Source organism: Streptomyces sp. CB02261 (assembly GCF_001905665.1).
Taxonomy (GTDB): domain Bacteria; phylum Actinomycetota; class Actinomycetes; order Streptomycetales; family Streptomycetaceae; genus Streptomyces.
On sequence record NZ_LIVX01000012.1, the window covers coordinates 222,895 to 245,068 of the forward strand.

Sequence of the window (22,174 nt, forward strand, 5' to 3'; positions counted from 1 at the left end):
TCATCCCTCCCGCGCGGCGAACGCCGCCGTCGGTGTCGTGTCCCAGGTCGTCGCAGACCCGAGGCTCGCGTCTCCGGGGCTCGTGCCCCCGGCGGCCGGGGCCGCCCCGAGCAGCCGCCCGTCGTACGCACCGAACGTCCCTGACGCGGCGTCCCACACGGTCCGCCCGGCCCGCAGCGTGCGCTCCACCCGGCCGGTGAACGTCCAGCCCTCGTAAGCCGACCAGCCGCACTTGCTCTCCACATCGTGCGCCGAGAGCATCCACGGCGTGTCCGGCGCGAAGACCACCAGATCGGCGTCGGCGCCCGGCGCGATCCGCCCCTTGCCCGGCAGCCGGAACAACTCGGCAGGCAGCTGCGACAGGTGCCGAACCAGTCGGGTCACCGCCACGTCCGGATCCTCGTCGGGACGGCGACGGCGCATCCCCGTCCACACGGCGACGGCCAGCTCCTGCACCCCGGGCAGGCCCGGCGGCGAGTCGGCGACCGAGCGGGTCTTGTCCTCGACGGTGTGCGGCGCGTGGTCGCTGCCCAGCGTCGCGGCCTGCCCCTCGACCAACGCCCGCCACAGCCGGTCCTGATCCAGCTGGCTGCGGATCGAGGGCGAAAGCCGGGTACGCGCTCCCAGCCTGCGGGTGTCCTGGTCCGTGAACGACAGGTGGTGGCCGGTGACCTCGAAGGTCACCGGGTATCCGGCGGCCCGCGCCGCGCACACCAGGTCGGCCTCCTCGGCGCTCGACAGATGCAGGATGTGCGCTGCGGTGCCGTACCGCCGGGCCAGTTCGATGACCTTGGCGACGGCGACGATGCCGCCGGTGCGCGGGCGGCACCGCTCGTACTCCAGATAGCTGCCCGGCTCCCCCCACCAGGCGTCGAGCAGCGCGAACAGGCTGTCGTCCTCGGCGTGCAGGACCAGCTGGACCCCGCCCTCGGCCGCCGCGGCGAACGCACGCTCAAGCACCACCGGGTCGCGCACCACCGTCGGAGCCGTGTGGTGACCGGCCATGAACACCTTTGCGCTCGTCGCCACCGCCGGATCGAGCTCCGCCAGCAGCTCCGGTCTGGCCGGGTCGAGCCCGATGTGGAAACGCAGGTCCACCAGCGAACGGCCCGCCACCAGCCGGGCCTTCTCGGCCACCGCAGCCGGGTCGAGCGTCGGCGGCACTGTGTTCGGCATGTCCATCACGGTAGTGACACCGCCGCGCACCGCCGCCCGGCTGCCGTGCTCCCAGTCCTCTTTGTACGTCAGGCCCGGCGTACGGAAGTGCACATGCGAGTCGATGAGGCCAGGCAGCACGTAGTGGTCGCCCGCGTCGATCCGTTCGACGTGCGCCGGGGTGGTGTCGGCGCCGGTCACGGCGGTGATCCGCCCGCCGGCGATCAGCACGTGGCCCGCGCGCACTCCGTCCGGCGTCACGAGCCTGCGACCACTGACCACGAGGTCGGGCACCACGCTCAGCCCGTCCATGACGCCGCCACCAGGTCCCGGCACAGGTCGTTGGTCGGACCCATGAACGCGATGCCCCGCGCGTCGGCCAGGAGCCGCACGATCCGCGCGCCGTCGCGGTAACCGGCCGAGCCGAGCATCCGCGCCACGTCGAGGCAAATCTCCTCGGCCGCCACGCTCGCGTGCAGCTTGCTGTGCAGCGTCGTCAGCCCCGGAGCGGCCGAGGTCCGCGCCCCCGCCCGGTCCACCACGGCCCGCGCCGCCTCGAGCCGGGTCGACAGATCCACCAGCCGGTGCCGCACGGTCGGCAGCGCGAGCAGCCCGTGGTGATCCGCGTGCTGTACAGCCAAGTCGAACGCGCCCTGGGCGATGCCCACCGACACCGCGCCCAGGCTCGCGCCCGATTCCCGCACCCCGGCGATCACCGAGGAGGCCCCTCCGACCGGCCCCAGCCGGTCGGCGTCCGCGACCACACAGCCGTCCAGCGCGACCAGACCGGTCGCCGAACCGCGCATCCCGGCGAGCCCGAAACCGAGTTCCGGGACCACACCCGGGGCGTCCGCCCCGACCAGGAAGAAGGTCTGCCCGTCCGCCCCGTAACCCGCCATCGACGCCGATGGCGCCGGCGGCGTCTCGGCGGCCGTCCGCACCAGCACCAGATAGATGTCGGCGACGCCGGCACCGGTCGCGAACGCCTTGGAGCCGTCCAGCCGCCACCGGCCGTCAGAGAGCCGCGTCCCGGTGCTCGACAGGTTCCGCTTCGCCGCCCCCGCACCCGTCTCGCTCCATGCCGAGGCCGCCAGTACGCTGCCGTCGGCAAGCCCCGGCAACCAGCGCTCCTGCTGCTCCTCGGTGCCCCACTCGGCGATCCTGGCACTCACGGCGAAATGCTGGAACGCGACGATCGCCACCGATGGATTGACGGCGGCGATCTCCGCGACGACCTGGTTGACCGCCATCGCGTCCCCGCCTGCACCGCCGTGCCGGGCCGGCACCGCCATGCCGAGCAGACCGCTCGCGCGCAGCTGGGCCAGCACCTGACGGTCCGGCTCACCTGCCGGATCGGTCGTGTCGGCGGATTCGGACAACCGGGCGCGCAGCTCGGTCGTCAACAGCGGTCTCATGCCGCCCCCGACAACGCCAGGCATTGGGCAACCTCCTCGAATTGCAGATGGCTCAGGGGTGTCAGGACGAACGAACCCTGGAAGGTGACGTTCTTGCGTGCGACGGTCGCCCACAGCAGGGCGCCCTCACCGCCGGCCGCGCCTCGCGCCGCTGTGACCGCTGTGACAGCCGTCCGGCCGCCCGTCGTCGCGATCTCCAGCAGTCCGGTGTCGGCCCCGTTCTCGCGGGCGATCCGCCACGGAACGGTGCCCGGGATCCGTACCGCCGTTCCCAGGCACACCACCCCGGTCAGCGCGATCGACGGATGCCAGCCCGGCACCGTCACGGCTCGGGCCGCGATTCCGCCGTCCGCGGCGGGCAGCACCGCCGCGATCTTCGGGAAGGCCCCGTCGGCCGGCCAGCCCAGCCGACCAGCCGCGGCCGCCCGCAACGCTTCCAGCCGGCCGAGGAGTTCGTCGCCCGCGCCGAACAGCGCCGCCTGGTCGGGCACCCCGAGCTCGCGGGCGTCCACGAAGGCGTACGCGTTGGCGCTCGCGACCAGCGACACCTCGGCCCGGTCGGCCCCCGCCACCAGCGGCGTACGGGGCGCCCCGGCGGGCAGCAGCTCACCGAACGGCACCGGCGCCGACTGCACGAAGGTGACCGTGAACGCGGCCCCGTCCCGTTCCACCCGGTCGACCTCGCACACCACGCTGTCGCCGTTGTTGAGCACCTGGACCCGGATCCGCGCCCCCGGCACCAGCCGAGGCAGCATCCCCGAACGGGCCGCGGCCACCACCGCCGACAGGATCGAATGACCGCACGAACCCCGCAGGTCGAACCGGTCGGGGGCGCCGGGCAGCGCCTGCACAAACCGGTAGTCCAAATCGAACATCGGGTGCGCGGACGGCTCCACCAGCGCGATCTTCAACACATGCGCGCCGCCCGCCGACACCAGGTAGCGGCGGGCCTCGGCGAGGTGCGCTAGAAGCGCCCCGTCGTCCCGCGGGAGCCGTCCGGCGTCCAGCACGAAGGTGGGGCAGGGACTGCCCGCCGCGTACGCGAGATGGCCGATCACGCCGCCACCGCCAGCGTCCGCGATCCGTCCGGCACCACCGGCGCGATCCCGGGGAGGGCCACCGGGCGACGGAACTGCTCGTGCCACACCTCGTAGGCGAGCAGTGCCCAAAGCGCGAGCGCGACGCCGTCGTCCGGCCGCTCCGCCTGCGCCGCGAAGAGACCCTCGACCGCCGTGCCGTCCAACTGGCCCCGCTTCGCGAGCCGGTCCACGGCCAGTAGGTCCCGGGAGTGCTCCCACAGCGTGGTGCCCGGCCGCAGCATCGCCGTCACCGGCAGCGTGAACGGCTGCTTCGGGCGGCCGAGGACCCGCTCCGGCAGCAACCCCGCCGCCGCCGCGTACAACGTCCGCTTGACCTGCTTGCCCTGGATCCGCTGATGGTCCGAGAGCGCCCGACCAAGCGCGACCACCGACCGCTGGCAGAACGGCACCCGCGCCTCCACCGACGAGGCCATGCTCAAGTGGTCGACCCGACGCAGGTGGTAAGCGGGCAGCCGCTGCTCCAGCTCGAACCGGGTGATCCGGTCCAGGACCGTGCCCGGGCCGTGGAGCAACTCGGCCAGGACACCAGCGGGCAGCGCCGGATCGGCCGCGACATGGGCCCGGTAGTCGGCGGTGTACAGGCGCGCCCGCAGCGCGGCCGGGGCGGCGGACAGCGCGTCCAGATACCCCGCGGACCACTCCTCGCACGAAGCGGACCGCTCGGCCGCCACCCGCATCCGCTCGTATCCTCCGAACACCTCGTCGGCGGCATCACCGGTCAGCGCCACCGTGAAGCCGGCCTCGCGCACGGCCCGGAACAGCGCATACGTGCTCAGCGCGATCGGGTCGGCGTTCGGCTGGCCCAGATGCCACACCGTGTCCTGGAGGAGTGCGGGGAAGTCCGCCGGATCGATCTCCACCTGGTGGTGTGTCGCCCCGGCCCGCTCAGCGACCTCCCGCGCGAAGTGCCGCTCGTCAAACGGCCACGCCCCCCGGTAGGCGATGTTGAAGGTGTCCACCGGGCCCTGCTCGGCGGCGAGCGCCGTCACCAGGCTCGAGTCCAGACCGCCGGAGGTGATCAGGGCCACCGGCACGTCCGCGACGAGCAGCCGGCCCACCTCCGCGCGCAGTGTCCTGCGCACCCGCCGTGCCGCGGTGAAGCCGTCCGGCACCGGCCCCTCGGCCACGTCGGCGGGCCGCCGCCGCACCCGCGGGGTGCCGCCCAGTTCGCACACCCAGGTGGTGCCCGGCTGAAGGACGTCCACGTCCTCGTACACGGTCCGCGTCCCGAACGGCGTCCTGGTCGTCAGGTACGCATCGAGCGCCGACTCCCGCACACGGGCGCCGGTCCCGCCGAAGCCCAGCAGCGCGGGCAGTTCGGAGGAGAAGCGCAAGGAACGTTCCGCCGCGTCCCAGCGCAGGTACAGCGGCTTCATCCCGATGTGGTCGGTGGCGAGCAGCAGCCGCGGCACCGGGCCGCGCTCGTCGACCAGCGCCAGCGCGTACATGCCGTCAAGGTGGTCGGTGAACCCCGCGCCGTACTCCAGGTACAGCGCGGGCAGCACCGAGCCGTCACAACGGTCAGGGAAGTCGTGGCCGCGCGCCACCAGGCGGGCACGCAGCTCCTCGTGGTTGTAGATCTCGCCGTTGAACACGACCCGCACCCGGCCGCCCTGGCCGTACGGTTGCTCCCCGCCGTCCAGGTCGACGACGGCAAGCCGGTTGCTGCCGAGGCCCCAGCCGGGAGCCCGCGCGGTCCGGGTGGCGTCCGGGCCCCCGTGCCGCTGGAGGGCGGCGACGGCGCGCATCTCGTGAGGCGTCGCCGCCGCGTTGAAGTAACCGAAGATCCGACACATGTCTGCCTGTCTTTCGTGAGGAGACGACGGATCAGCGGGCCGTCGACAGGTAGCGCTCCCCGCTGTCGGGGAAGACGGTGACGACCGTCGCGCCCGCCCAGCGGGAGCGGGCGGTCACGGTACGGGCGGCCCAGGCGGCGGCCCCGGAGGAGAAACCGACGGGAACGCCGGTGGCGCGGGTGATCTGCCGGGTGGTCGCCGCGGCCGCCTCGTCGGTGACCGCGACGACCTCGTCCACCAGGGACAGGTCGGTGATCTCGGAGACGTATCCGGCGCCGATGCCGGGAATGCCGTGCGGACCGGCCTCGCCGCCGGACAGCACGGCGCTGCGGGCCGGTTCGACGGCCACCACATGCAGCGCGGTGCGCTCCTTCAGATAGCGGGCGGTGCCGGTGAGGGTGCCGCCGGTGCCGACCCCGCACACCAGCACGTCGATCCGGTCGCCGAGGGCCTGCCAGATCTCCGGTCCGGTGGTCGCGTAGTGCGCCGCCGGATTGGCCGGGTTGCGGTCCTGGTGCGGCACCCACGAGCCGGGCACGGTCCGCTGCAGCTCCTCGGCGTACGCCCAGGCGGCCATCAGCCCGTCCCCGGCCGGCACGAGGTGCACCTCGGCGCCCAACTCGCGCAGGATCAGGCGGCGCTCCTCGGTGGCGTTGTCGGGCATCACGATGACACAGCGGTGGCCGCGCCGGGCGCACAGCGCGGCCAGCGAGATGCCGGTGCTGCCCGACGAGCACTCGATGACGGTGCCGCCGGTCGGCGGCAGCAGCCCGGCCTCCTCCGCCGCCCGCATCATGAACAGCGCGGCCCGGTCCTTCACACTGGACAGAGGGTTGGCCGTCTCCAGTTTGGCCAACAGCCGCACCGACGCGCCGAGTCCGGGCAGCGGCACGTCGAGCAGCGGCGTCCGCCCGACCAGGTCGTCCACCGACCTGGCCGGTGTCCGCGTGCTGAGTTCTGTCGTCACGGTTTCCCCTCTCCGGTCCCGCGCGGTCAGACCGTGCCGAGGCCGCGGGCCGCGGCCAGATGCGTGGCGGCGGCCTGCTGAAGGTGGGTGATGTCGCTGGAGACGGTGGCGAAGGTGAACCCCTCGGCGAGCCGCTTCGCGGCGTTCTCGCCGTCCAGAACGTGGATGCCGCAGGCGATGCCGTTGCGCCGGGCCGCGTCCGTGATCCGCACCAGCGCCGCCTCCAACGCGTCCGCCGCCGCCGGGTCGCCGAAGAAGCGCGCGCCGAGCGCCGCCGACAGGTCGGCGGGACCGACGTACACCGCGTCCAGGCCCTCGGTGGCGCAGATGACTTCCAAGTCGTCCAGCGCGGCCGCCGTCTCGATCATCACGATGCAGGCGACCTGCTCGTCGATTCCGGCCGGCACAGAGCCGAGCCGCACCTCGGCCCGGACCGGACCGCCCAGGCTGCGGGTTCCCACTGGATGGTGCCGGCAGGCCCGGACCACGGTCCTGGTCTGCTCGGCGCTCTCCACCATGGGGACGATCACGGCACGCGCCCCGGTGTCCAGGGCGACGCCGATTGCGACCGGGTCGGGCGACGGCACCCGGATCACCCCGGCAGACCTGCCACGGGCGTCGACCGCCAGCATCGCCGACTGCCAGCCGGGCTGGTGCAGCACACCGTGCTGACCGTCGACGCCGATGTAGTCGTAGCCGAGACCGGCGATCCGCTCGGTCCCGGCAGGGTTGTCCAGGGCGATCCAGTAGCCGACCAGCGGCTCCCGGCGGCGCAGCCGCGCAGCGAACTCCTCGGGCCCGGGCGCGGACACGGGCGCGTCGCCGGGCCCGGCGGGTGCGGTCGCGAGCACGGTGCTCACTCGCCCTCCCGCAGGGCGTAGCTGCGCTTGCCGTCGAGACCGACCGGCACGTCACCGTCGATGGACACCCGGTGCAGCACCCGCGGGTGACGGTCGTAGTCGTTGACCGCGTAGTGCTGGGTGCTGCGGTTGTCGAAGATCAGCACGTCGCCGGGGCGCCAGGACCACCGCGCGGTGTTCTCCGGGCGCCGCACGTACGACTGCAGCACGTCGATGATCGGCCGCGACTCGCGAGGGGTCATCCCGACCAGCCACTGCGCGAAACCGCCGAGGAACAGGCTCGGTTCACCGGACTCCGGATGCACCCGCACCACCGGGTGCGCGCTCTCGAACCGGCGGGCCAAGAACGCCTCCCTGACCCTCTCACCGCGCTCGGTGCCGAGCCGCGGCTGCTCCGCGTGATTGGTGTGCACGGCCCACAGGCCGTCCGCTATCGCGCGCAGCTCCGCCGGCAGGTCCCGGTACCCGGCGGCCGCGTTCGCGACCATCGTGTCCCCGCCGTAGGGCGGCAGCACCACGCTGCGCAGGCTCGTGCCCAGCGACGGGGCAGTGGTGAAGCTGACGTCGGTGTGCCAGTGGTCGGCACGCTGGTCCTCCCCGTCGACCGGGATCACCTGAGGGGTGCCGTCGATTGTCCGCATCATCGGGTGCGGGGCGGTGAGCGGGCCGAACCTCGCTGCAAAGTCGAGCTGGTGGGCGTCGGTCATGTCCTGGTCACGGAAGAACAGGACCTTGTGCTCCAGGAACGCGTCGTGGATCTGCCGGAAGACGGCGTCCGACAGCTCGGTGGAGAGGTCGACGCCCATCACCTCCGCGCCGATCCGGCCGCCGATCCTGCGTAGGTCGAAGAGGGACACCAGCATTCCTTCCGAACGGGTCGGGAGCCCAGTGCTCCCGTGACGGGCGGGGCCGCGCGGGCACCGGGCGCGACAGGCCGTCCCGTCACGGGAGAACACCCGGCGGCGGTCGGACGGGACCGGCCGGGGCAGGACGGCGCTGATCACACCACGGCTGGAAATCGACGGCAAGACATCCTGGAATTGGACCGCGACTTCACCAACTCGATGTCTTCGACCACGGAAAAATGGCCCGGGAAAATCCACGACTTGTTCAAGTCGTTCCGCTTGTCCGGCCGCCGCTTGCCGACCCGCCGGCGACGGGAGATTCTCGAGCCGCCGCGCCTGTGCTCGCACCCTGGAAACGTATTCCGCGCTCTTTGCCTTCTTCTGCAGAAAAGGACCGCTGACATGCCGGTGATCACCGTCAACTGGTGGCAGGGCAACGACCGAGAGAGCCGCAGAGACCTGGTGGCCGGCATCACCGATGTCTTCACCCGGATCTCCGGATGCCCCGACGAAGCCGTCACCGTGATCATCCGGGACGTGGCCCCCGATCACTGGGGCAAGGGCGGCCAACTTGCCGACGAGATCCGCCCGCCGCGGAGCCTGCGATGAGTACGACAGAGGCGAAGAAGGCGACGGACGACGCGCGGACCGCCCTCACCCTGCGCTCCCTGCACCCCAACATTCGCCTCCGCCTCGGCGTCGGCTTCGTCCAGCGGCTGCTCTCGATCATGCTGATGCCGCTGCTCGTCATCCACCTCGCGGGCCTGTACGGCGCCGCCGTCGCGGGCGCCCTCACGGTCTGCGTGGCGGCGGCGGGCATCGCGGCCAACTTCCTCGGCGGCCACCTGGCCGACGTCCACGGCAGGCGCCCGGTCATGGTGGCCGGCGAACTCGGCGCCACCATCACCTTCGCCCTCCTCGCCCTCGCCAACTCGCCCTGGTGGAGCTCAGGTCTCGCGACCTTCGGACTGTTCCTGCTGAACACCTGCTGCTCGCAGCTGGCCACACCGGCGGCCGACGCGATGATGGTGGACGTCTCGACCCCCGAGAACCGCCCGCTCGTCTACACGATCAACTACTGGTCCATCAACCTGGCCTTTACTGTCGGCGCGCTGCTCGGCGGCTTCCTGTACGACGGGCACTTCCTCCAGCTGCTGACCGGCGCAGCCGCCCTCTGCCTGCTGACCACGGCGGTGATGTGGCGGTGCATCAGCGAGACCGCGCCCAGCACCGGCGCCCCCGGCGCGTCCGGCCCGGTCGCGATGGTCCGCGGCTACCTCGCCGTCGCCCGCGACCGGGTCTTCCTGCGGCAGCTGGCCGCCGCCACGCTGATCGCGGCCGTCGAGATGCAGATCGGCTACTACATCGCCGTCCGGCTCGCCGACGAGTTCCCCCGCCAGACCCTCCTCACCCTCGGGTCCTTCGGCCTCGACGTCGACGGCACGGCGATCCTCGGCGTCCTGCGCGCGGTCAACGCCGCCCTGGTCGTGGCCCTCATCCTCGCCGCCAAGACCCTCCTCGGGCGGGTCGGTGAACGCACCCGGCTGTACGGCGGTATCGCCGTCTTCATCGTCGGTTACATGACCTGGGCCGTCAGCAACTCCGGTTGGGTACTGATCGCCGCCGCCGTGCTGCTCACCGTCGGTGAGATCGCCAGCGTCCCGGTTCGCCAGGCCCTGCTGGCCGACCTCATCGACCCCGAGGCCCGCACCAAGTACATGGCCGCCTACGCCCTCAACGCACGCGTCGGCCTCCTCGTCGCCGCACTGTGCGTCACGCTCGGGGCCTTCGTCCCCGCCATCGGCATGAGCCTGCTCTACGCCACCGCGGGCGTCGCCGCGCTGCTCCTGTACCGGTCCCTCCTCGGGGTGCGCACCGCCCGCGAGGCCGAGACGAACCTTGTGAAGGCTGCCTGACATGACCCGCACTGCGACCAGACGTCTGTTCACCTCGGAGTCCGTCACCGAGGGCCATCCCGACAAGATCGCCGACCGGATCAGCGACACCATCCTCGACGCGCTGCTCGCCCAGGACCCGCAGGCCCGGGTGGCCGTCGAGACGCTGATCACCACCGGTCAGGTGCACATCGCGGGCGAGGTCACCACCACCGCGTACGCGCCGATCGCGCAGCTGGTGCGCGAGGCGATCCTGGAGATCGGCTACGACTCCTCCGTGAAGGGCTTCGACGGAGCGTCCTGCGGCGTCTCGGTCTCCATCGGCGCCCAGTCCCCGGACATCGCGCAGGGCGTCGACACCGCGCACGAGGCCCGCGTAGAGGGCGCCGAGGACGCGCTCGCATCCCAGGGCGCGGGCGACCAGGGTCTGATGTTCGGCTACGCGTCGGACGAGACCCTGAACCTTATGCCGCTCCCCATCGAGCTGGCCCACCGGCTCTCCCGACGGCTGACCGAGGTCCGCAAGAACGGCACCATCCCCTACCTGCGGCCCGACGGCAAGACCCAGGTCACCATCGAGTACGACGGCGACAAGGCCGTCCGCCTGGACACGGTGGTGGTCTCCTCGCAGCACGCCTCCGACATCGACCTCGACACGCTGCTCACCCCGGACATCCGCCGGTACGTGGTCGAACACGTCCTCGGAGAGCTCGCCGAGGACGGCATCAAGCTCGAGATCGAGGGCTACCGGCTGCTGGTGAACCCGACCGGCCGGTTCGAGATCGGTGGCCCGATGGGCGACGCCGGCCTGACCGGCCGCAAGATCATCATCGACACCTACGGCGGCATGGCCCGTCACGGTGGCGGCGCGTTCTCCGGCAAGGACCCGTCCAAGGTCGACCGCTCGGCCGCCTACGCGATGCGCTGGGTCGCCAAGAACGTGGTCGCCGCCGGCCTCGCCTCACGCTGCGAGGTCCAGGTCGCCTACGCGATCGGCAAGGCCGAGCCGGTGGGCCTCTTCGTCGAGACCTTCGGCACCGAGGAGGTCCCGCTTCACCTCATCGAACAGGCCATCACCAAGGTCTTCGACCTCCGCCCCGCCGCGATCGTCCGCGACCTCGACCTGCTCCGCCCGATCTACGCCCAGACCGCCGCCTACGGCCACTTCGGCCGCGAGCTGCCGGACTTCACCTGGGAGCGCACCGACCGCGCCGACGCCCTGCGCACCGTGGCCGGACTCGGCTGACACCCAGCCACGGCACCACCCGCCCACCCACCTCATGAGAGGACCATCATGGCCGCCCCTGTTCCCACCCACCTCAGCAACCCTTTCTTCCTGGAGCCCGCCGCCACCGACCGCGCCCGCGGCCACGTTGAGGCGCTCATCGCGGAATTCCGCACGGGCGCCTGGGCGCCGACCCCGATGGAGAGCAGGGTCGCCGAGCTGCTCCTCGCCTCCACCGAAGGCGACGGCATGCTCACCGCCCGCCGCGTCCGCGCCGCCCTGTGGGAGGGCAATCTGGCGATGACGTACGAGAACGACGGCCGCTTCGCCCAGCTCCTCGCGGACCTCGTGCCGGTCCTGGACGAGCCCGAGCTCACCTCGCTCGACATCGTCGACGCGGCGGGCGAACTGGTCGCCGCTATCGCCTCGACCAGCTCCGCGTCCCTCGCCGCCTGAGCGGGCGCGGTACGCGAAAGGCCCGGCCGGATTCCCCGGCCGGGCCTTTCGCGTGTCCGGCGGGCCGGTCAGGCCGCCCAGGGTGCCAGCGGATACCAGATCAGGTCGCGTCGGGCCAGCATCCGCACGTCCCAGTAGAGGATCATGAACACACCGGCCGCGATGAAGGCCGCCGCCATCAGCGCCGACGCCCGGCTCGGCCGCTGGGTCAGCCACCGGTGCAGCCGGTCCCCGAAGAAGCCGGTCACCAGCAGGAACACCAGTGCCATCACCAGGATGTTGCCGAGGCTCTGCAGCGCGAACTCCAGTCCTGCGTACAACGAGTTGTGGCTCGCGGCGGCATCCCGGAACAGCTGACGGAACAGCGGGAACGGCCGCCCGATGAGGAACGCGCCGATCAGTCCGCCCATGAACAGCATCGGGGCGTCCGGCAGCACCCGGGTCAGCCGCGCCAGCGGATCGCGCACCACACCAAGGGCGGCGAGGCCGAGGTACGTCATGACCGCGCCGAGCAGCCCGTAGACAATCATCGCCTGGATCAGCCGCCCGGAGAACCCGCCGCCCCCCTGGCTCTCGTCGAACTGCGGCATGCCCGTACCGAGCATGCCCACGAACATGCCATACACCGCCGACACCACGACCGCGCCGAGCGCGAGCCGGCTGAGCGGCCGCAGCGCGGCGGCCATCCGGCCCCGCCGGGAGGTGGCCTGGGCGCCGGTCAGCGGGGCGAGCGCGCTGAACACGGCCACGTTGCACGCGGTGAACGTCCCCGCGATCCCGGTTACCAGAGCGAACACGAGCCCGGCGAGCGCGCCCGCGATCGGGGTGCCCTTGGCGGGGTGCCCGAGCAGCGTGTCCGCGATGGTGTCGCCGATGGTCTTGTCGACGAACTTCGCCGACCACACCACGGTGAGCGCGAAGCCGAACAGTGCGCTGACGCCGATCACCAGGGCACGGCGACGCGGCACATGACCGTTGAAGAAGAACGAGGAGCTGCGAGTACCGGAGCCGGACTTCTCGGCCGGCCGCTCCTGCGGCCGGGACCGGACCGGAGCGGGCCGCTGCGCGGTCTGCGCCATGGCGGGTCGCCTTTCCAGACGTGGGGTGGGTGGGGTGTGTCGTGGCGTCACGCTAGGCCCACCTCACCCCCGCAAACCGTTCCGAAGACGTACGCGGCACGATGGAAGAGGCCGGATCCCGATTTAGGGAAGTCGCCCCGGATGAACGCGCTTTCGGCAGCAGGGAGGGTGCGTGGCGCCCCGGCCGGACGCAGGCCGGGGGGCACCCCGGGCCATCAGGCTGCGGCACCTCGTGCCATACACCGAGGAGAATCCGGCCCGCCGACCGAGGCCCGGCCAGCGGGCCACACCACCCGGCCACCTGCCGACCCGTTCGCTCCGCGTTCGGTAGCCGGTCCGCGGCGCCGCGCGCCCCGCCCTGCTACCAAGGCCCGTGAGCGGCGTACCGCGCGTACGCGGCGGCTTCGGCCGCGCGGGCCGAGGCGGCCTCCGTACTCGGCTCCACCCGCCACGCCGCGCCGGTGACATCCGGCAGCTCCATGTCGAAGCTGCGCCACATCCAGGCCCAGGCCGCCACCGGCCGGAACCGCTCGGGCCGTTCGATGCCCGCACCGACCCCGGCCGCGACACCGACCCCGGCCGCGACACCCACCTCGGCCGTCACGCTCTCCTCGGCCGCACGTCGGCTCTCCACGACCGTCGGAGCAACGCCCACGTTCGCGCTCATGCCCGCGCACCCGTCACCGGGCACACCGCGACGGCGGGCGCGGACGCCGTCTCCGCCGCTGAGGCGGGCGTTTCGAGGACCGCGGGTTCGCACACGTACCGAACCCCGGTCAGCTCCTCCGACAGCGTCCACAACCGCCCCCGCTCCGCCCCGCTCCGCGCCGCCCGGCTGGAGCGGGCGGGCTCGGGCGCGCCGCGGCCACCGAACCGCTCCGAGGGGCCGAGGTACGCGCCCCCGTGCACCGCTGGATCGACGGCTGCACGCAGCGACGGCAGGGCCGCCGCCTCGACCGGCTGGGCCAGCCACCGCATCCCAGCGGCGGCCAGCGGCCGTGCCAGGGCGGGCGGATCGCCGTGCCACAGGGCGGTCGGTGAGAGCCCGGGATGCGCGGCGACCGACACGGTGGCCGCGCCCGCCACGGCGAGCCGACGCTGCAACTCCCGCGCGAACATCAGATTCGCCAGCTTCGACCGCCCGTACGCGGCCATCGACCGACGCCCGGTCGAGGACCGGGCCGCCGCCTCGTCCAGGCGGCCGAAGCCGACCCGGTGGGCGAGGCTCGCGACCGTGACCACCCGGGATCCGGGCACCGAGGTCATCAGATCGAGCAACAGCCCGGTGAGCGCGAAGTGCCCGAGATGGTTGACGCCCAGGTGCGCCTCGAAGCCGTCCTTGGTACGCCGGTACGACGGGAACATCACCCCGGCGTTGTTGACCAGCAGGTCGAGCCGCCGGTGACGCCCGCGGACGAGCCCGGCCGCCTGCCGCACCGAGGTGAGCGACGCCAGGTCCAGCGGGACGACCTCGGTGCTGCCGTCAATGCGCTCGGCTGCAGAGCTGCCCCGCTCGGTGTCGCGACAGGCTAGGACGACATGCGCCCCGTGTGCCGCGAGAACCCGGGCGGTCTCGAAGCCGATGCCGGCGGAGGCACCGGTGACCAGCGCGGTCCTGCCGCTCTGGTCGGGAATGTGCGTGGTGGTCCACCCCATGACGCCTCCTCGGACGATGAACGAACAGGACAGGACGGGACATGACAGAACTGACCGGGACTGGGCCGGGCTGGGCCGGCTTGGGTGGGGAACAGCTCGCCTGGGTCACCCCGCCGAAGCGGCGGCCCCGTACCCGTGCTCGACGATCAGCTCAGCCGCGAAGTCGTAGTACGCCGGGTCCGCCGGAACATCGGTGGCGAGCCCGTTCACGTACCGGTTGAACATCGAGAACGCGGCGGTGATCAGCACTGTGTCGTGCAGATGAGTGTCGGTCGCGCCCTCCGCCCGGGCCGCCGCGATCGCCTCGTCGGAGACCGGCGCGGCCTTCGCCTGCACCTCGGCCGCGACCTTGAGCAGGGCCTTGAGCAGCGGAGAGACCGGTGCGGTAGTGACGTCGGCGAGCACCGCGGCGACGAGCTCTGCGCCGCCTTTGAGCTGCGCGGCGGCGAACGCGCTGTGCGAGTCGGCGCAGAAGTCGGTGCGGTTCAGGTGGGAGACATACGCGGCGATCAGCTCACGCTCGCCGCGGGAGAGCGGCGAGGGGCCGCTGCGCAGCAGCGTCTCGGCGACGGCGGACAGCACCCTGCCCGTATCGGGGCGCTGCGCCATCAGCCCGCTGATGCCGGGAAGGTCGTTTGTGATCTCGATGTGGGGCACTGGTGGGTCCTCGTTGTCTCGGCGGCGGCACGGAACGCCCCATCGTCGGGAGCGGCGGCCCGGGCGGCCAACTCCTGGCGTGCGGACCTCACCTCGCGCCGAGGTCCGTAGCTCCGCACACAGGGAGAGGCGTCCGGCCGTCCGCCAATCCAAGAATGAGGACGTGGCAAGGAACAGCTATCGCAACGCGGAGACTTCGGCAGGTGGTCGTACCGGTACGACCGCGCCGCGCCGCCCTGCCCCGGGGGCCCAGCCCCGCAAGGTCTGCCTCGGCCGGCCCGCCTCGTACCGCCCGCTCTCAGACGGCGGCGGGCTGCACCAGCCGCCAGCCATGCAGCACCGGAGAGCCCGCCAGGGCCCGCTGACACACCGCGCGGCACCGCCGGACGGCGTGCGCGCCGTCCGGGGCCAGCAGGAACGCCGCCCCCCGGGCACCGGCCCGACTGGTGTGCACCCGGACGTGCTCCACGCCGTCGTCAGGCTCGCACACTGCCCACAAGGCGGCCAGCAGAGCGTCGTGGGACGTCTCGGGCGCATCCGGCGACTTGGTGAACGCGAACTCGACGAGGTGCACGCACCGAGTGTGCCGCACCTACCCGGCCCGGTCCCAGGGCCCGGCCCGGCCACGAACATGCCGTGGCACACATGTGCCCGGCACCCACAGATGACTCAGGGGGGTCTCGGATGCTGGAGGTTCTCGGACTGGATCCGGGCACGGAGGCCGTCTACCGGCTGATGCTGGCGCACCCGGCCTGGGGCGTGGACCGGATGGCCGCGGCCCTGGACACTGACAGGTGCGCGGTCACCCAGTCCCTCGACACCCTCGCCGACCTCGCGCTGCTGCGTACGGCGACGGCGGACGACGCACCGGTCCAGGAACGGCTGGTGCCGCCCCGGGCCGGACTCGGCGCCCTGTTGGAACGCAGGCAGTCGGAACTCGCCCGTAGGCAATCGGAGATCGACGCGACCCGGGCCGCGGTCGCCGACCTGCTCACGGACTACACGGCGCTGGGTCGGGAGCCGCTGCCCGACGGCGGGACGGAGCGCTTCGCCGGTGCTGAGGCCGTCCGCAGGACACAGGCCGACCTCGCCGCCTGCGCGACCGACGAGTTCCTCGCCCTGGCACCCGCCCCGGCGGTGGACATCGACACCGACGACCCGTGGCGGCTCGATCTGCCCCTCCTGCAGGAGACGGCGACACGCGGGGTACGGGTACGGATCCTGGCCACGGGCCCCACCGAGGGCCTGCGGCGCCTGACTGCGGCGGGGGCGGAAATCCGGGTCCTGCCGTCGCTGCCGGTGCGGCTGAGCCTCGCGGACGGATCGGACGCGGCCTTGCCGCTCGACCCGACCGCACCGCGGGACGGCGTCGTGCTGCTGCGCGAACCGGGGGCGCTGGCCGGCCTGCGGGCGCTGTTCCAGCAGCTGTGGGACGCGGCCGAACCGCTATCGGGAACGCCCATGCCCGCCGCGACGGGCTGTACCCCCCAGGAACGGGCCCTGCTTCGCCACCTCGCGGACGGGCTGACCGACGGCGCAGCCGCCCGGTGCCTCGGCATCTCGCTGCGCAGCGAACGCCGGCTCATCTCCCAGCTGTCCGAGCGGTTCGGCGCCCGCAGCCGTTTCCAGCTCGGCCTCGAAGCCGCCCGCAGCGGCCTGGTCTGACACAACGATGCCAGGCAATTCTATGCCATCGAAAATTGCTGACAACACTCTTGAAGCCGTGCCAGAGTAATTTCCAGAACGGACCGGAAAGTAGAAGAATCCCTGCCGGACGGACCCGCTCAGTTCCAACTGAATTCCCCCTCTTGCCGCACCCGACTGCTGAGGGAACGGCTGCCCTGAGGATCCAAAGAAATCAAACGGAAAGGAAACGTCTTCCATAGAGAACGGCAAGAACCTGGTCATGGAGAACCTCGAGGGCGACAACTTCGACTTCGAGGCCGAGTTCGATCCGCGCCAGAGCGTCGGCCACTGATGCCCGCACCGTAACGCGGCCGGTAGCCCCGAGCGGGGGCACCGGCCGCGTCGGCCGTTTCCCCGAACGAGCAATGAGCTGGATGAGCATCGATACGAAGAGCTGGAAGGCGTTCTCGGCGGCCCACGCCCCGGACCTCACCCGCACCGCCTTCCTCCCCAGCCTGGTCACGGACCCCGAACACCTCGCCCGACTGACCGACGACAGCCTGCGCACGGCCACCCGGAACGCACCCGGCGAGCTGCGCCTGCGGGCCTTCCGCCCGGGCGCTTTCGACCATCCAAGAGCGCCACCGCCGACGACGGCGGAACGCGGAGCGCCGCCGCTGCCCCAGCCCCAGGACCCCCGTCCTACCCGGCAGCGTCCGCACCGGCGAAGGCCTCGACACCCTCCGCGCGCACCTCGGCCCCGGCACGACCGCCGTGATGCTCGGCCCGTCGGGCGCTGGCAAGGCCTCGCTGCTCAACGCCCCCGAAGGCACCAGCGAGACGGCCGCGAGCGTCGGCAGGTCCGGCGGCCGGCACACCACGACCACCCCCGCCTGCACCTGCTGGCCCCTGGCGGGGCCCTTCTGGACACCCCCGGGTATCCGCTCCCTCGAAGGCGCTGCGGACTGTTTGCTGTTGACGACGTGTTCACCGACATTGCCGCCCTCGCCCCGCACTGCCGCCACACCGACCGCGGCCACCACGGCGACCTGGGCTGCGCCAGCTAGGAGGCCGCCCGCACCGGCACGCTTGCCACCGCTCGGCCGGCCACCTGGCGCAAGCTCCAGGGCGAGATCGCCTACCGCAGACGCCGCGAGGACCCGGCGGAGATGGCCGACACCCGCCGCCAGCGGAAGGCCGTGAGCAAGCAGGCCCCCGCAACCGCCCCTGACCCCACCGGCCGACCCCACTCCACCCACACCCCGCCAGGCTCGGATCACCTCCCCCACCGACGGGGCCTCATCAACGCAGCTGCGCAAGCAGGAAGTTGGCGAGCACCGCCCCCCCTTGACCAGGATGAGGCCGCGACCTCTGTCCCGAGCAGCTAAGGACCCACCGGTGCCGCACATCACCCTCGCCAACGACCTCCCGGGCATCCGCGGTCTGATGACCGACCGTCCCGACACGGCCATCCCCCTCAACGACCTCGCGGACACCCTGCTGCGCGGCCCGTCGCCCCTCACCCGGGGCGAACGTGAACTGATCGCCGCATACGTCTCCGAGCTCAACGCCACCCGCTTCTGCGCCGACACCCATGGTGCGGCGGCCGCAGCCCAACTCGAAGGCGGCACGGCGCTAGTCAAGGCAGTGCAGCACGACCCCGACACCGCCGACATCACCCCCCTCGTAAGGGCGCTGCTCCGTGTCGCCGCCGAGGTCCAGGCCGAGGCCGTGCCGGTGACCGACGCGGCGATCGCCGCCGCCCGCGCCGCCGGTGCCACCGACACCCACCTGCACGACACGGTGCTCATCGCCGCCGCCTTCTGCATGTACAACCGCTACGTCAGCGGCCTGGCGACCGCCCTGCCAACCACCCCCGACTACTACGACGAGGCCGGTCGGCGCATCACCACCCACGGCTACGCCGCCGTCTGACCGCCGACCGAGAAACGGCCCACCATGTCTGCGAACCCTCCGAAGAAGGACCACCGCCGCGCGGTCGCCGCCACCGTCGTCGGCAACTTCATCGAATCCTTCGACTGGCTCGGCTACGGCCTGTTCGCGCCGCTGTTCGCCGCTCAGTTCTTCCCCTCTGACAACGCCCTCACCTCCCTCCTCGGCGTCTTCGCCGTCCTCGGCGTCGGCGTCCTCATGCGCCCGCTCGGTGGCATCCTCCTCGGCCGCTACGCCGACCGCCGCGGCCGCCGCCCCGCTCTCATGCTCGCCATCTCCCTCATGGCGGGCGGATCGCTCCTCATCGGCCTCACCCCGGGCCACGCCCACATAGGCCTGCTCGCTCCCGTAATGTTGCTCCTCGCCCGCATGGCGCAGGGCATCTCCCACGGCGGCGAATGGCCCGCGGCGACCACCTACCTCATGGAGGTCGCCCCCGATCACCGCAAGTCCACCTACGGCAGCCTGTTCTCGCTCACCACCTGCGCGGGCGCGTTCACCGCCTCCCTCCTCGGCGGCATCCTCACCGCCGCCCTCGGCCCGGCCACGATGGCCGACTGGGGCTGGCGGGTGCCGTTCCTCGTCGGCGGCCTGCTCGGCCTTGTCCTGCTCATCCTGCGCAGCCGCCTCGCCGAGACCGAGGTCTTCGAACGCGAAGTCCGCACCCGCCGCGACCGCGGCTCGCTGCGCCAGGTCCTGTCCACCCACCGCCGCCAGGTGCTGCTCGCCGTCCTGCTGGTCGCGGGCAGCGGCGCCGTCGGCGGCACCTGGCCGTCGGTCGTCCCCGCGCTCGGTGGCCGCCTCGCCGCGCCCGGCACCATGCTCTGGGCCGTGGTAACCGCCACGGCGCTGATGATGGTCCTCAACGTGCCGATCGGCCTGCTCGCCGACAAGATCGGCGCCACCCGCCTCCTGGTCGGCTCGGGCGTGCTGTTCTCCGTGACCGGCTCCGTCTCGTACCTGACGATGACCGGCACGTTCACCAGCCTGCTCTTCGCGTACGGCTCCGGCGTGGTCTACCTGGTCTGCGTGACCACGGTCCTGCCCAAGCTGCTCACCGAGATCTTCCCGGCGCGGAACCGGGCCCTGGGCGTCGGCCTGCCGAACGCCGTCACCGGCGCCGTCCTCGGCGCCATCGGCCCCGCCGCCGCGACCTACGCCGCCGAGCAGGACGCCGACGGCTGGTTCATCGCGGGGGTCATGGCCGCGGTGCTGCTGTCGATCCCAGCCACCCTGCTGGCCCGCCGCACGCCCCGCCCCGCCACACCCGCCCTCGACCGCTCGGGCCTCACGCTCGTACGGTGAGACACCGGTCCCGGCCCTCGACGAGGGGACCGGGACCGACAACGGCACCGCCTCCGGCGCCGCGTCAGACGATCTCCATCTGCGCCATCATCCCGATGTCGCTGTGCTCCTGCAGATGGCAGTGGTACAGGTAACGGCCCTTGTAGCCGCTGAACGTGGCCTGCACCCGCACCGTCTCACCCGGCCGCACCAGCACCGTGTCCTTCAGCCCGTTCTCGCCCGGCAGCGGCGGCTTGCCGTCCCGGTCGAGCACCCGGAACGGCACCAGGTGCATGTGGAAGGTGTGGTTGACCGGGCCGAACGGAGTGTCGGCGGGATCGGTGTTCGTGACCCGCCATATCTCGGTAGTGCCCTCCCCGATCCGAGTGTCGACCCGGTTCGGGTCGAACGTCTTGTCGTTGATGGCGAACTCCTCGCCCGACGGCGAGAACGACAGCTTCACATCCCGTTCGACCGTCGCGGCCGGCAGCGCGGGCAGTTCACGCAGCCGTCCCGGAACCCGGCTGGAGTCGAAGGCCCGACGGGTCACGTCGAACCGCATTACCGGCTCGTTGGCGCCGCCGAACACATCGTTGAGGACCAGCTTGCTACCGACGGCCTGTGCCGAGAAGTCCACCACGATCTCGACCCGCTCACCCGGCACGATCATGATCTTCTTTCGGGGCAGCGGCTCCGGCAGCAGCCCGCCGTCTGAGGCGATCTGCACCATGTCCAGACCGCCCAGGTCCAGCTCGATGGTGCGGTGCAGCGTTGCGTTGAGCACCCGGAACCGGTACTTGCGCGCGTCCACCGGGAAGTAGGGCTTCTGCCGCCCGTTGACGTGCAGCGTCGTCGGCAGTGGGCTCGGCTCGAAGATCATGCCGCCGTTCTCGTCGAAACGCGCGTCACGGATCATGATCGGCACGTCGTACGCGCCCCGGGGCAGCCTCAGCGCCGCCTCGTCCCGGCCCTCGATCAGATAGAACCCGGCCAGCCCCCGGTACACGTGCTCGGCTTCCCTGGAACACGTGTGGTCGTGGTACCAGAGCGTCGCGCCCTGCTGCCGGTTCGGGTAGTCGAAGACCCGGGACGTGCCCGGCTCGAGCAGATCCATCGGAAAGCCATCGCTGCCCGGCGGCACGTGCCCGCCGTGCAGGTGCACAGTCGCCGCCCGGTCGAGCCGGTTGACGTACCGTACTTTCACCCGACGACCGGCCTTGGCGCGGATCGTCGGGCCGATGAACTGCCCACCGAAGGTGAGCACCGGTGTGGGACGGCCCGGGAAGAACTCCGCCTTCGCGTGCTGCATCGGCAGCTCGTACATATCGGTGTCACCGAACGACGACACCGGCCTGAGCACCCGCGGCACCGGCAGTTTCTCCGAGAACGCCGTGTAGGGCGGAGGCGTACTGGTGCCCGCCGTCGGCTCGGCCGTCACCGTCGCCGCCCCGCCCCCGTGATGAGCGTGAGGGTCGGAGACCGCAGCGGCCGACGTGCCTGCCTCGGCACCCACCGCGCTCTGTCCCCACCACAGCAGCGCGCCACCCGCGGTCGCCACACCGCCGCCCATCGCCAGCAACCGCCTTCTGTTCAGCATCTGTTCCCCAATTCGGTGCGAGCCGGAAGAGGCGACCGTCCGGCCCGCCGGCAACACCCGCAAGGAAGAGCCACCCATTCCTGGGCCGAACGGAAATCCGCTCATCGATCCTGGTGGCGACCAGCCTCGCCGGGCATCTTCACGTGTGCTGCGTCCGGCGCCATGGCAAGGGGGCTTTGGCGGCACGCAGCCGCCGGAGCCCCACAGGACACCTCCTGCCGCGCCGTCACCGCGAACCGCGCCGACTGTGCCAAGTCGGGCCTCCACCCCGCCCTGCCGCCTGGCACGATGGCCCCATGACCCTGCCACGCCCCCGCGGATCGTTCCTCTCGATCGGCTCGAAGGAATCGATCCTCTCCATCGGCTCCGTCGGCTCCGTCCTGTCCATCGGCTCCGTAGGCAGTGTCCTCTCGATCGGCTCGGTGGGCAGCGTCCTGTCCGCCGGCTCGATCGGTTCCGCCTTCTCCCTCCTCTCCACCGCCTCCTGGCTGAGCACGGGCTCCCTGCTCTCCGCTCAGTCCCGCTGGTCGGTCCTCTGCGTGCGCGCCCACCACGGCTTCCGCACCGCGAACCGAGCGCGGCCTCAAGCCTGAGCAGGCCCAGGCTCC

The 22,174-nt window shown here is 72.1% G+C and carries 23 protein-coding genes; 9 read left to right on the plus strand and 14 right to left on the minus strand.

The genetic code is table 11. The features are described 5' to 3' along the window. Genes AMK29_RS31900 through AMK29_RS31930 form a run of 7 tightly spaced genes read right to left on the minus strand, consistent with a single transcriptional unit; the run spans position 1 to position 8,150 of the window. Positions 1–1,467, minus strand: coding sequence for a dihydroorotase (locus AMK29_RS31900; RefSeq protein WP_079197213.1), 1,467 nt, complete (start codon positions 1,465–1,467; stop codon positions 1–3). Then, the gene (locus AMK29_RS31905) at positions 1,455–2,570 is read right to left on the minus strand and encodes an acyl-CoA dehydrogenase family protein (RefSeq protein ID WP_073819603.1); all 1,116 of its coding nucleotides are present in this window, start codon (positions 2,568–2,570) and stop codon (positions 1,455–1,457) included. Before AMK29_RS31905 ends, AMK29_RS31900 begins: the two co-directional genes overlap by 13 nt. Further along, positions 2,567–3,628, minus strand: a complete 1,062-nt coding sequence (locus AMK29_RS31910; RefSeq protein WP_073819523.1) for a PrpF domain-containing protein — start codon at positions 3,626–3,628, stop codon at positions 2,567–2,569. The genes AMK29_RS31905 and AMK29_RS31910 overlap by 4 nt, the downstream gene beginning before the upstream one ends. Beyond that, entirely contained in the window at positions 3,625–5,466 is a 1,842-nt protein-coding gene (asnB, locus tag AMK29_RS31915; protein WP_073819524.1) for an asparagine synthase (glutamine-hydrolyzing), read from the minus strand. Before asnB ends, AMK29_RS31910 begins: the two co-directional genes overlap by 4 nt. Positions 5,467–5,497: 31 nt before the next feature. After that, complete coding sequence (locus AMK29_RS31920) at positions 5,498–6,433, minus strand: PLP-dependent cysteine synthase family protein (RefSeq protein ID WP_073819525.1); 936 nt, start codon at positions 6,431–6,433, stop codon at positions 5,498–5,500. A gap of 26 nt (positions 6,434–6,459) precedes the next feature. Beyond that, a complete protein-coding gene (locus AMK29_RS31925; RefSeq protein WP_443334089.1) occupies positions 6,460–7,284 on the minus strand; it encodes an HpcH/HpaI aldolase family protein in 825 nt (274 codons plus the stop codon). Positions 7,285–7,289: 5 nt separating this feature from the next. After that, on the minus strand, positions 7,290–8,150 hold the full coding sequence (locus tag AMK29_RS31930) for a TauD/TfdA dioxygenase family protein (RefSeq protein ID WP_073819526.1): 861 nt from the start codon (positions 8,148–8,150) through the stop codon (positions 7,290–7,292). Positions 8,151–8,333: 183 nt separating this feature from the next. Between AMK29_RS31930 and AMK29_RS37500 the strand changes: the two genes are divergently transcribed. The 4 genes from AMK29_RS37500 to AMK29_RS31950 are packed head-to-tail and all read left to right on the plus strand — an operon-like array spanning position 8,334 to position 11,714. Continuing rightward, positions 8,334–8,747 carry a tautomerase family protein gene (locus tag AMK29_RS37500; RefSeq protein ID WP_241845786.1) on the plus strand — a complete coding sequence of 138 codons (414 nt, stop codon included), beginning with the start codon at positions 8,334–8,336 and terminating at the stop codon, positions 8,745–8,747. Beyond that, positions 8,744–10,054, plus strand: coding sequence for an MFS transporter (locus AMK29_RS31940; RefSeq protein ID WP_073819528.1), 1,311 nt, complete (start codon positions 8,744–8,746; stop codon positions 10,052–10,054). Before AMK29_RS37500 ends, AMK29_RS31940 begins: the two co-directional genes overlap by 4 nt. Position 10,055: 1 nt before the next feature. After that, positions 10,056–11,279 carry a methionine adenosyltransferase gene (gene metK, locus AMK29_RS31945; protein WP_073819529.1) on the plus strand — a complete coding sequence of 408 codons (1,224 nt, stop codon included), beginning with the start codon at positions 10,056–10,058 and terminating at the stop codon, positions 11,277–11,279. Between the two features lie 48 nt (positions 11,280–11,327). Continuing rightward, the gene (locus AMK29_RS31950) at positions 11,328–11,714 is read left to right on the plus strand and encodes a hypothetical protein (RefSeq protein WP_073819530.1); all 387 of its coding nucleotides are present in this window, start codon (positions 11,328–11,330) and stop codon (positions 11,712–11,714) included. 68 nt (positions 11,715–11,782) lie between these two features. Here AMK29_RS31950 and AMK29_RS31955 read toward each other — a convergent pair whose 3' ends face one another. The 5 genes from AMK29_RS31955 to AMK29_RS31975 all read right to left on the minus strand — a co-directional run bounded on the left by AMK29_RS31955 (position 11,783) and on the right by AMK29_RS31975 (position 15,680). Further along, complete coding sequence (locus AMK29_RS31955; RefSeq protein ID WP_073819531.1) at positions 11,783–12,793, minus strand: hypothetical protein; 1,011 nt, start codon at positions 12,791–12,793, stop codon at positions 11,783–11,785. 361 nt (positions 12,794–13,154) lie between these two features. Further along, the gene (locus AMK29_RS37505; protein ID WP_241845787.1) at positions 13,155–13,460 is read right to left on the minus strand and encodes a hypothetical protein; all 306 of its coding nucleotides are present in this window, start codon (positions 13,458–13,460) and stop codon (positions 13,155–13,157) included. Further along, entirely contained in the window at positions 13,457–14,449 is a 993-nt protein-coding gene (locus tag AMK29_RS31965) for an oxidoreductase (protein ID WP_073819532.1), read from the minus strand. The genes AMK29_RS37505 and AMK29_RS31965 overlap by 4 nt, the downstream gene beginning before the upstream one ends. A gap of 105 nt (positions 14,450–14,554) precedes the next feature. Continuing rightward, on the minus strand, positions 14,555–15,106 hold the full coding sequence (locus tag AMK29_RS31970; RefSeq protein ID WP_073819533.1) for a carboxymuconolactone decarboxylase family protein: 552 nt from the start codon (positions 15,104–15,106) through the stop codon (positions 14,555–14,557). 298 nt (positions 15,107–15,404) lie between these two features. Beyond that, on the minus strand, positions 15,405–15,680 hold the full coding sequence (locus AMK29_RS31975; RefSeq protein WP_073819534.1) for a hypothetical protein: 276 nt from the start codon (positions 15,678–15,680) through the stop codon (positions 15,405–15,407). Positions 15,681–15,790: 110 nt separating this feature from the next. Between AMK29_RS31975 and AMK29_RS31980 the strand changes: the two genes are divergently transcribed. Further along, positions 15,791–16,771, plus strand: coding sequence for a hypothetical protein (locus tag AMK29_RS31980; RefSeq protein ID WP_073819535.1), 981 nt, complete (start codon positions 15,791–15,793; stop codon positions 16,769–16,771). A 193-nt stretch (positions 16,772–16,964) separates the two neighbouring features. On the opposite strand, the gene AMK29_RS31985 is transcribed toward AMK29_RS31980, so the two are convergent. Then, on the minus strand, positions 16,965–17,255 hold the full coding sequence (locus AMK29_RS31985; RefSeq protein WP_073819536.1) for a hypothetical protein: 291 nt from the start codon (positions 17,253–17,255) through the stop codon (positions 16,965–16,967). A 107-nt stretch (positions 17,256–17,362) separates the two neighbouring features. On the opposite strand from AMK29_RS31985, the gene rsgA reads away from it, so the two are divergent. The 3 genes from rsgA (at position 17,363) to AMK29_RS32000 (ending at position 19,990) form a co-directional block, all read left to right on the plus strand. Next, a complete protein-coding gene (gene rsgA / locus AMK29_RS38030) occupies positions 17,363–17,935 on the plus strand; it encodes a GTPase RsgA (RefSeq protein ID WP_079197214.1) in 573 nt (190 codons plus the stop codon). Between the two features lie 195 nt (positions 17,936–18,130). Then, positions 18,131–18,667 (plus strand): carboxymuconolactone decarboxylase family protein, encoded by a 537-nt coding sequence (locus tag AMK29_RS31995; protein ID WP_073819538.1) that lies wholly within the window; start codon positions 18,131–18,133, stop codon positions 18,665–18,667. A gap of 24 nt (positions 18,668–18,691) precedes the next feature. Beyond that, positions 18,692–19,990, plus strand: coding sequence for an MFS transporter (locus AMK29_RS32000; protein ID WP_073819539.1), 1,299 nt, complete (start codon positions 18,692–18,694; stop codon positions 19,988–19,990). 64 nt (positions 19,991–20,054) lie between these two features. Here AMK29_RS32000 and AMK29_RS32005 read toward each other — a convergent pair whose 3' ends face one another. Beyond that, positions 20,055–21,671, minus strand: coding sequence for a multicopper oxidase family protein (locus tag AMK29_RS32005; RefSeq protein ID WP_198942370.1), 1,617 nt, complete (start codon positions 21,669–21,671; stop codon positions 20,055–20,057). 191 nt (positions 21,672–21,862) lie between these two features. Here AMK29_RS32005 and AMK29_RS32010 point away from each other — a divergent pair, with 191 nt between their 5' ends. Beyond that, positions 21,863–22,159, plus strand: coding sequence for a hypothetical protein (locus tag AMK29_RS32010; RefSeq protein WP_073819541.1), 297 nt, complete (start codon positions 21,863–21,865; stop codon positions 22,157–22,159). The last annotated feature ends 15 nt before the right edge of the window (positions 22,160–22,174 follow it).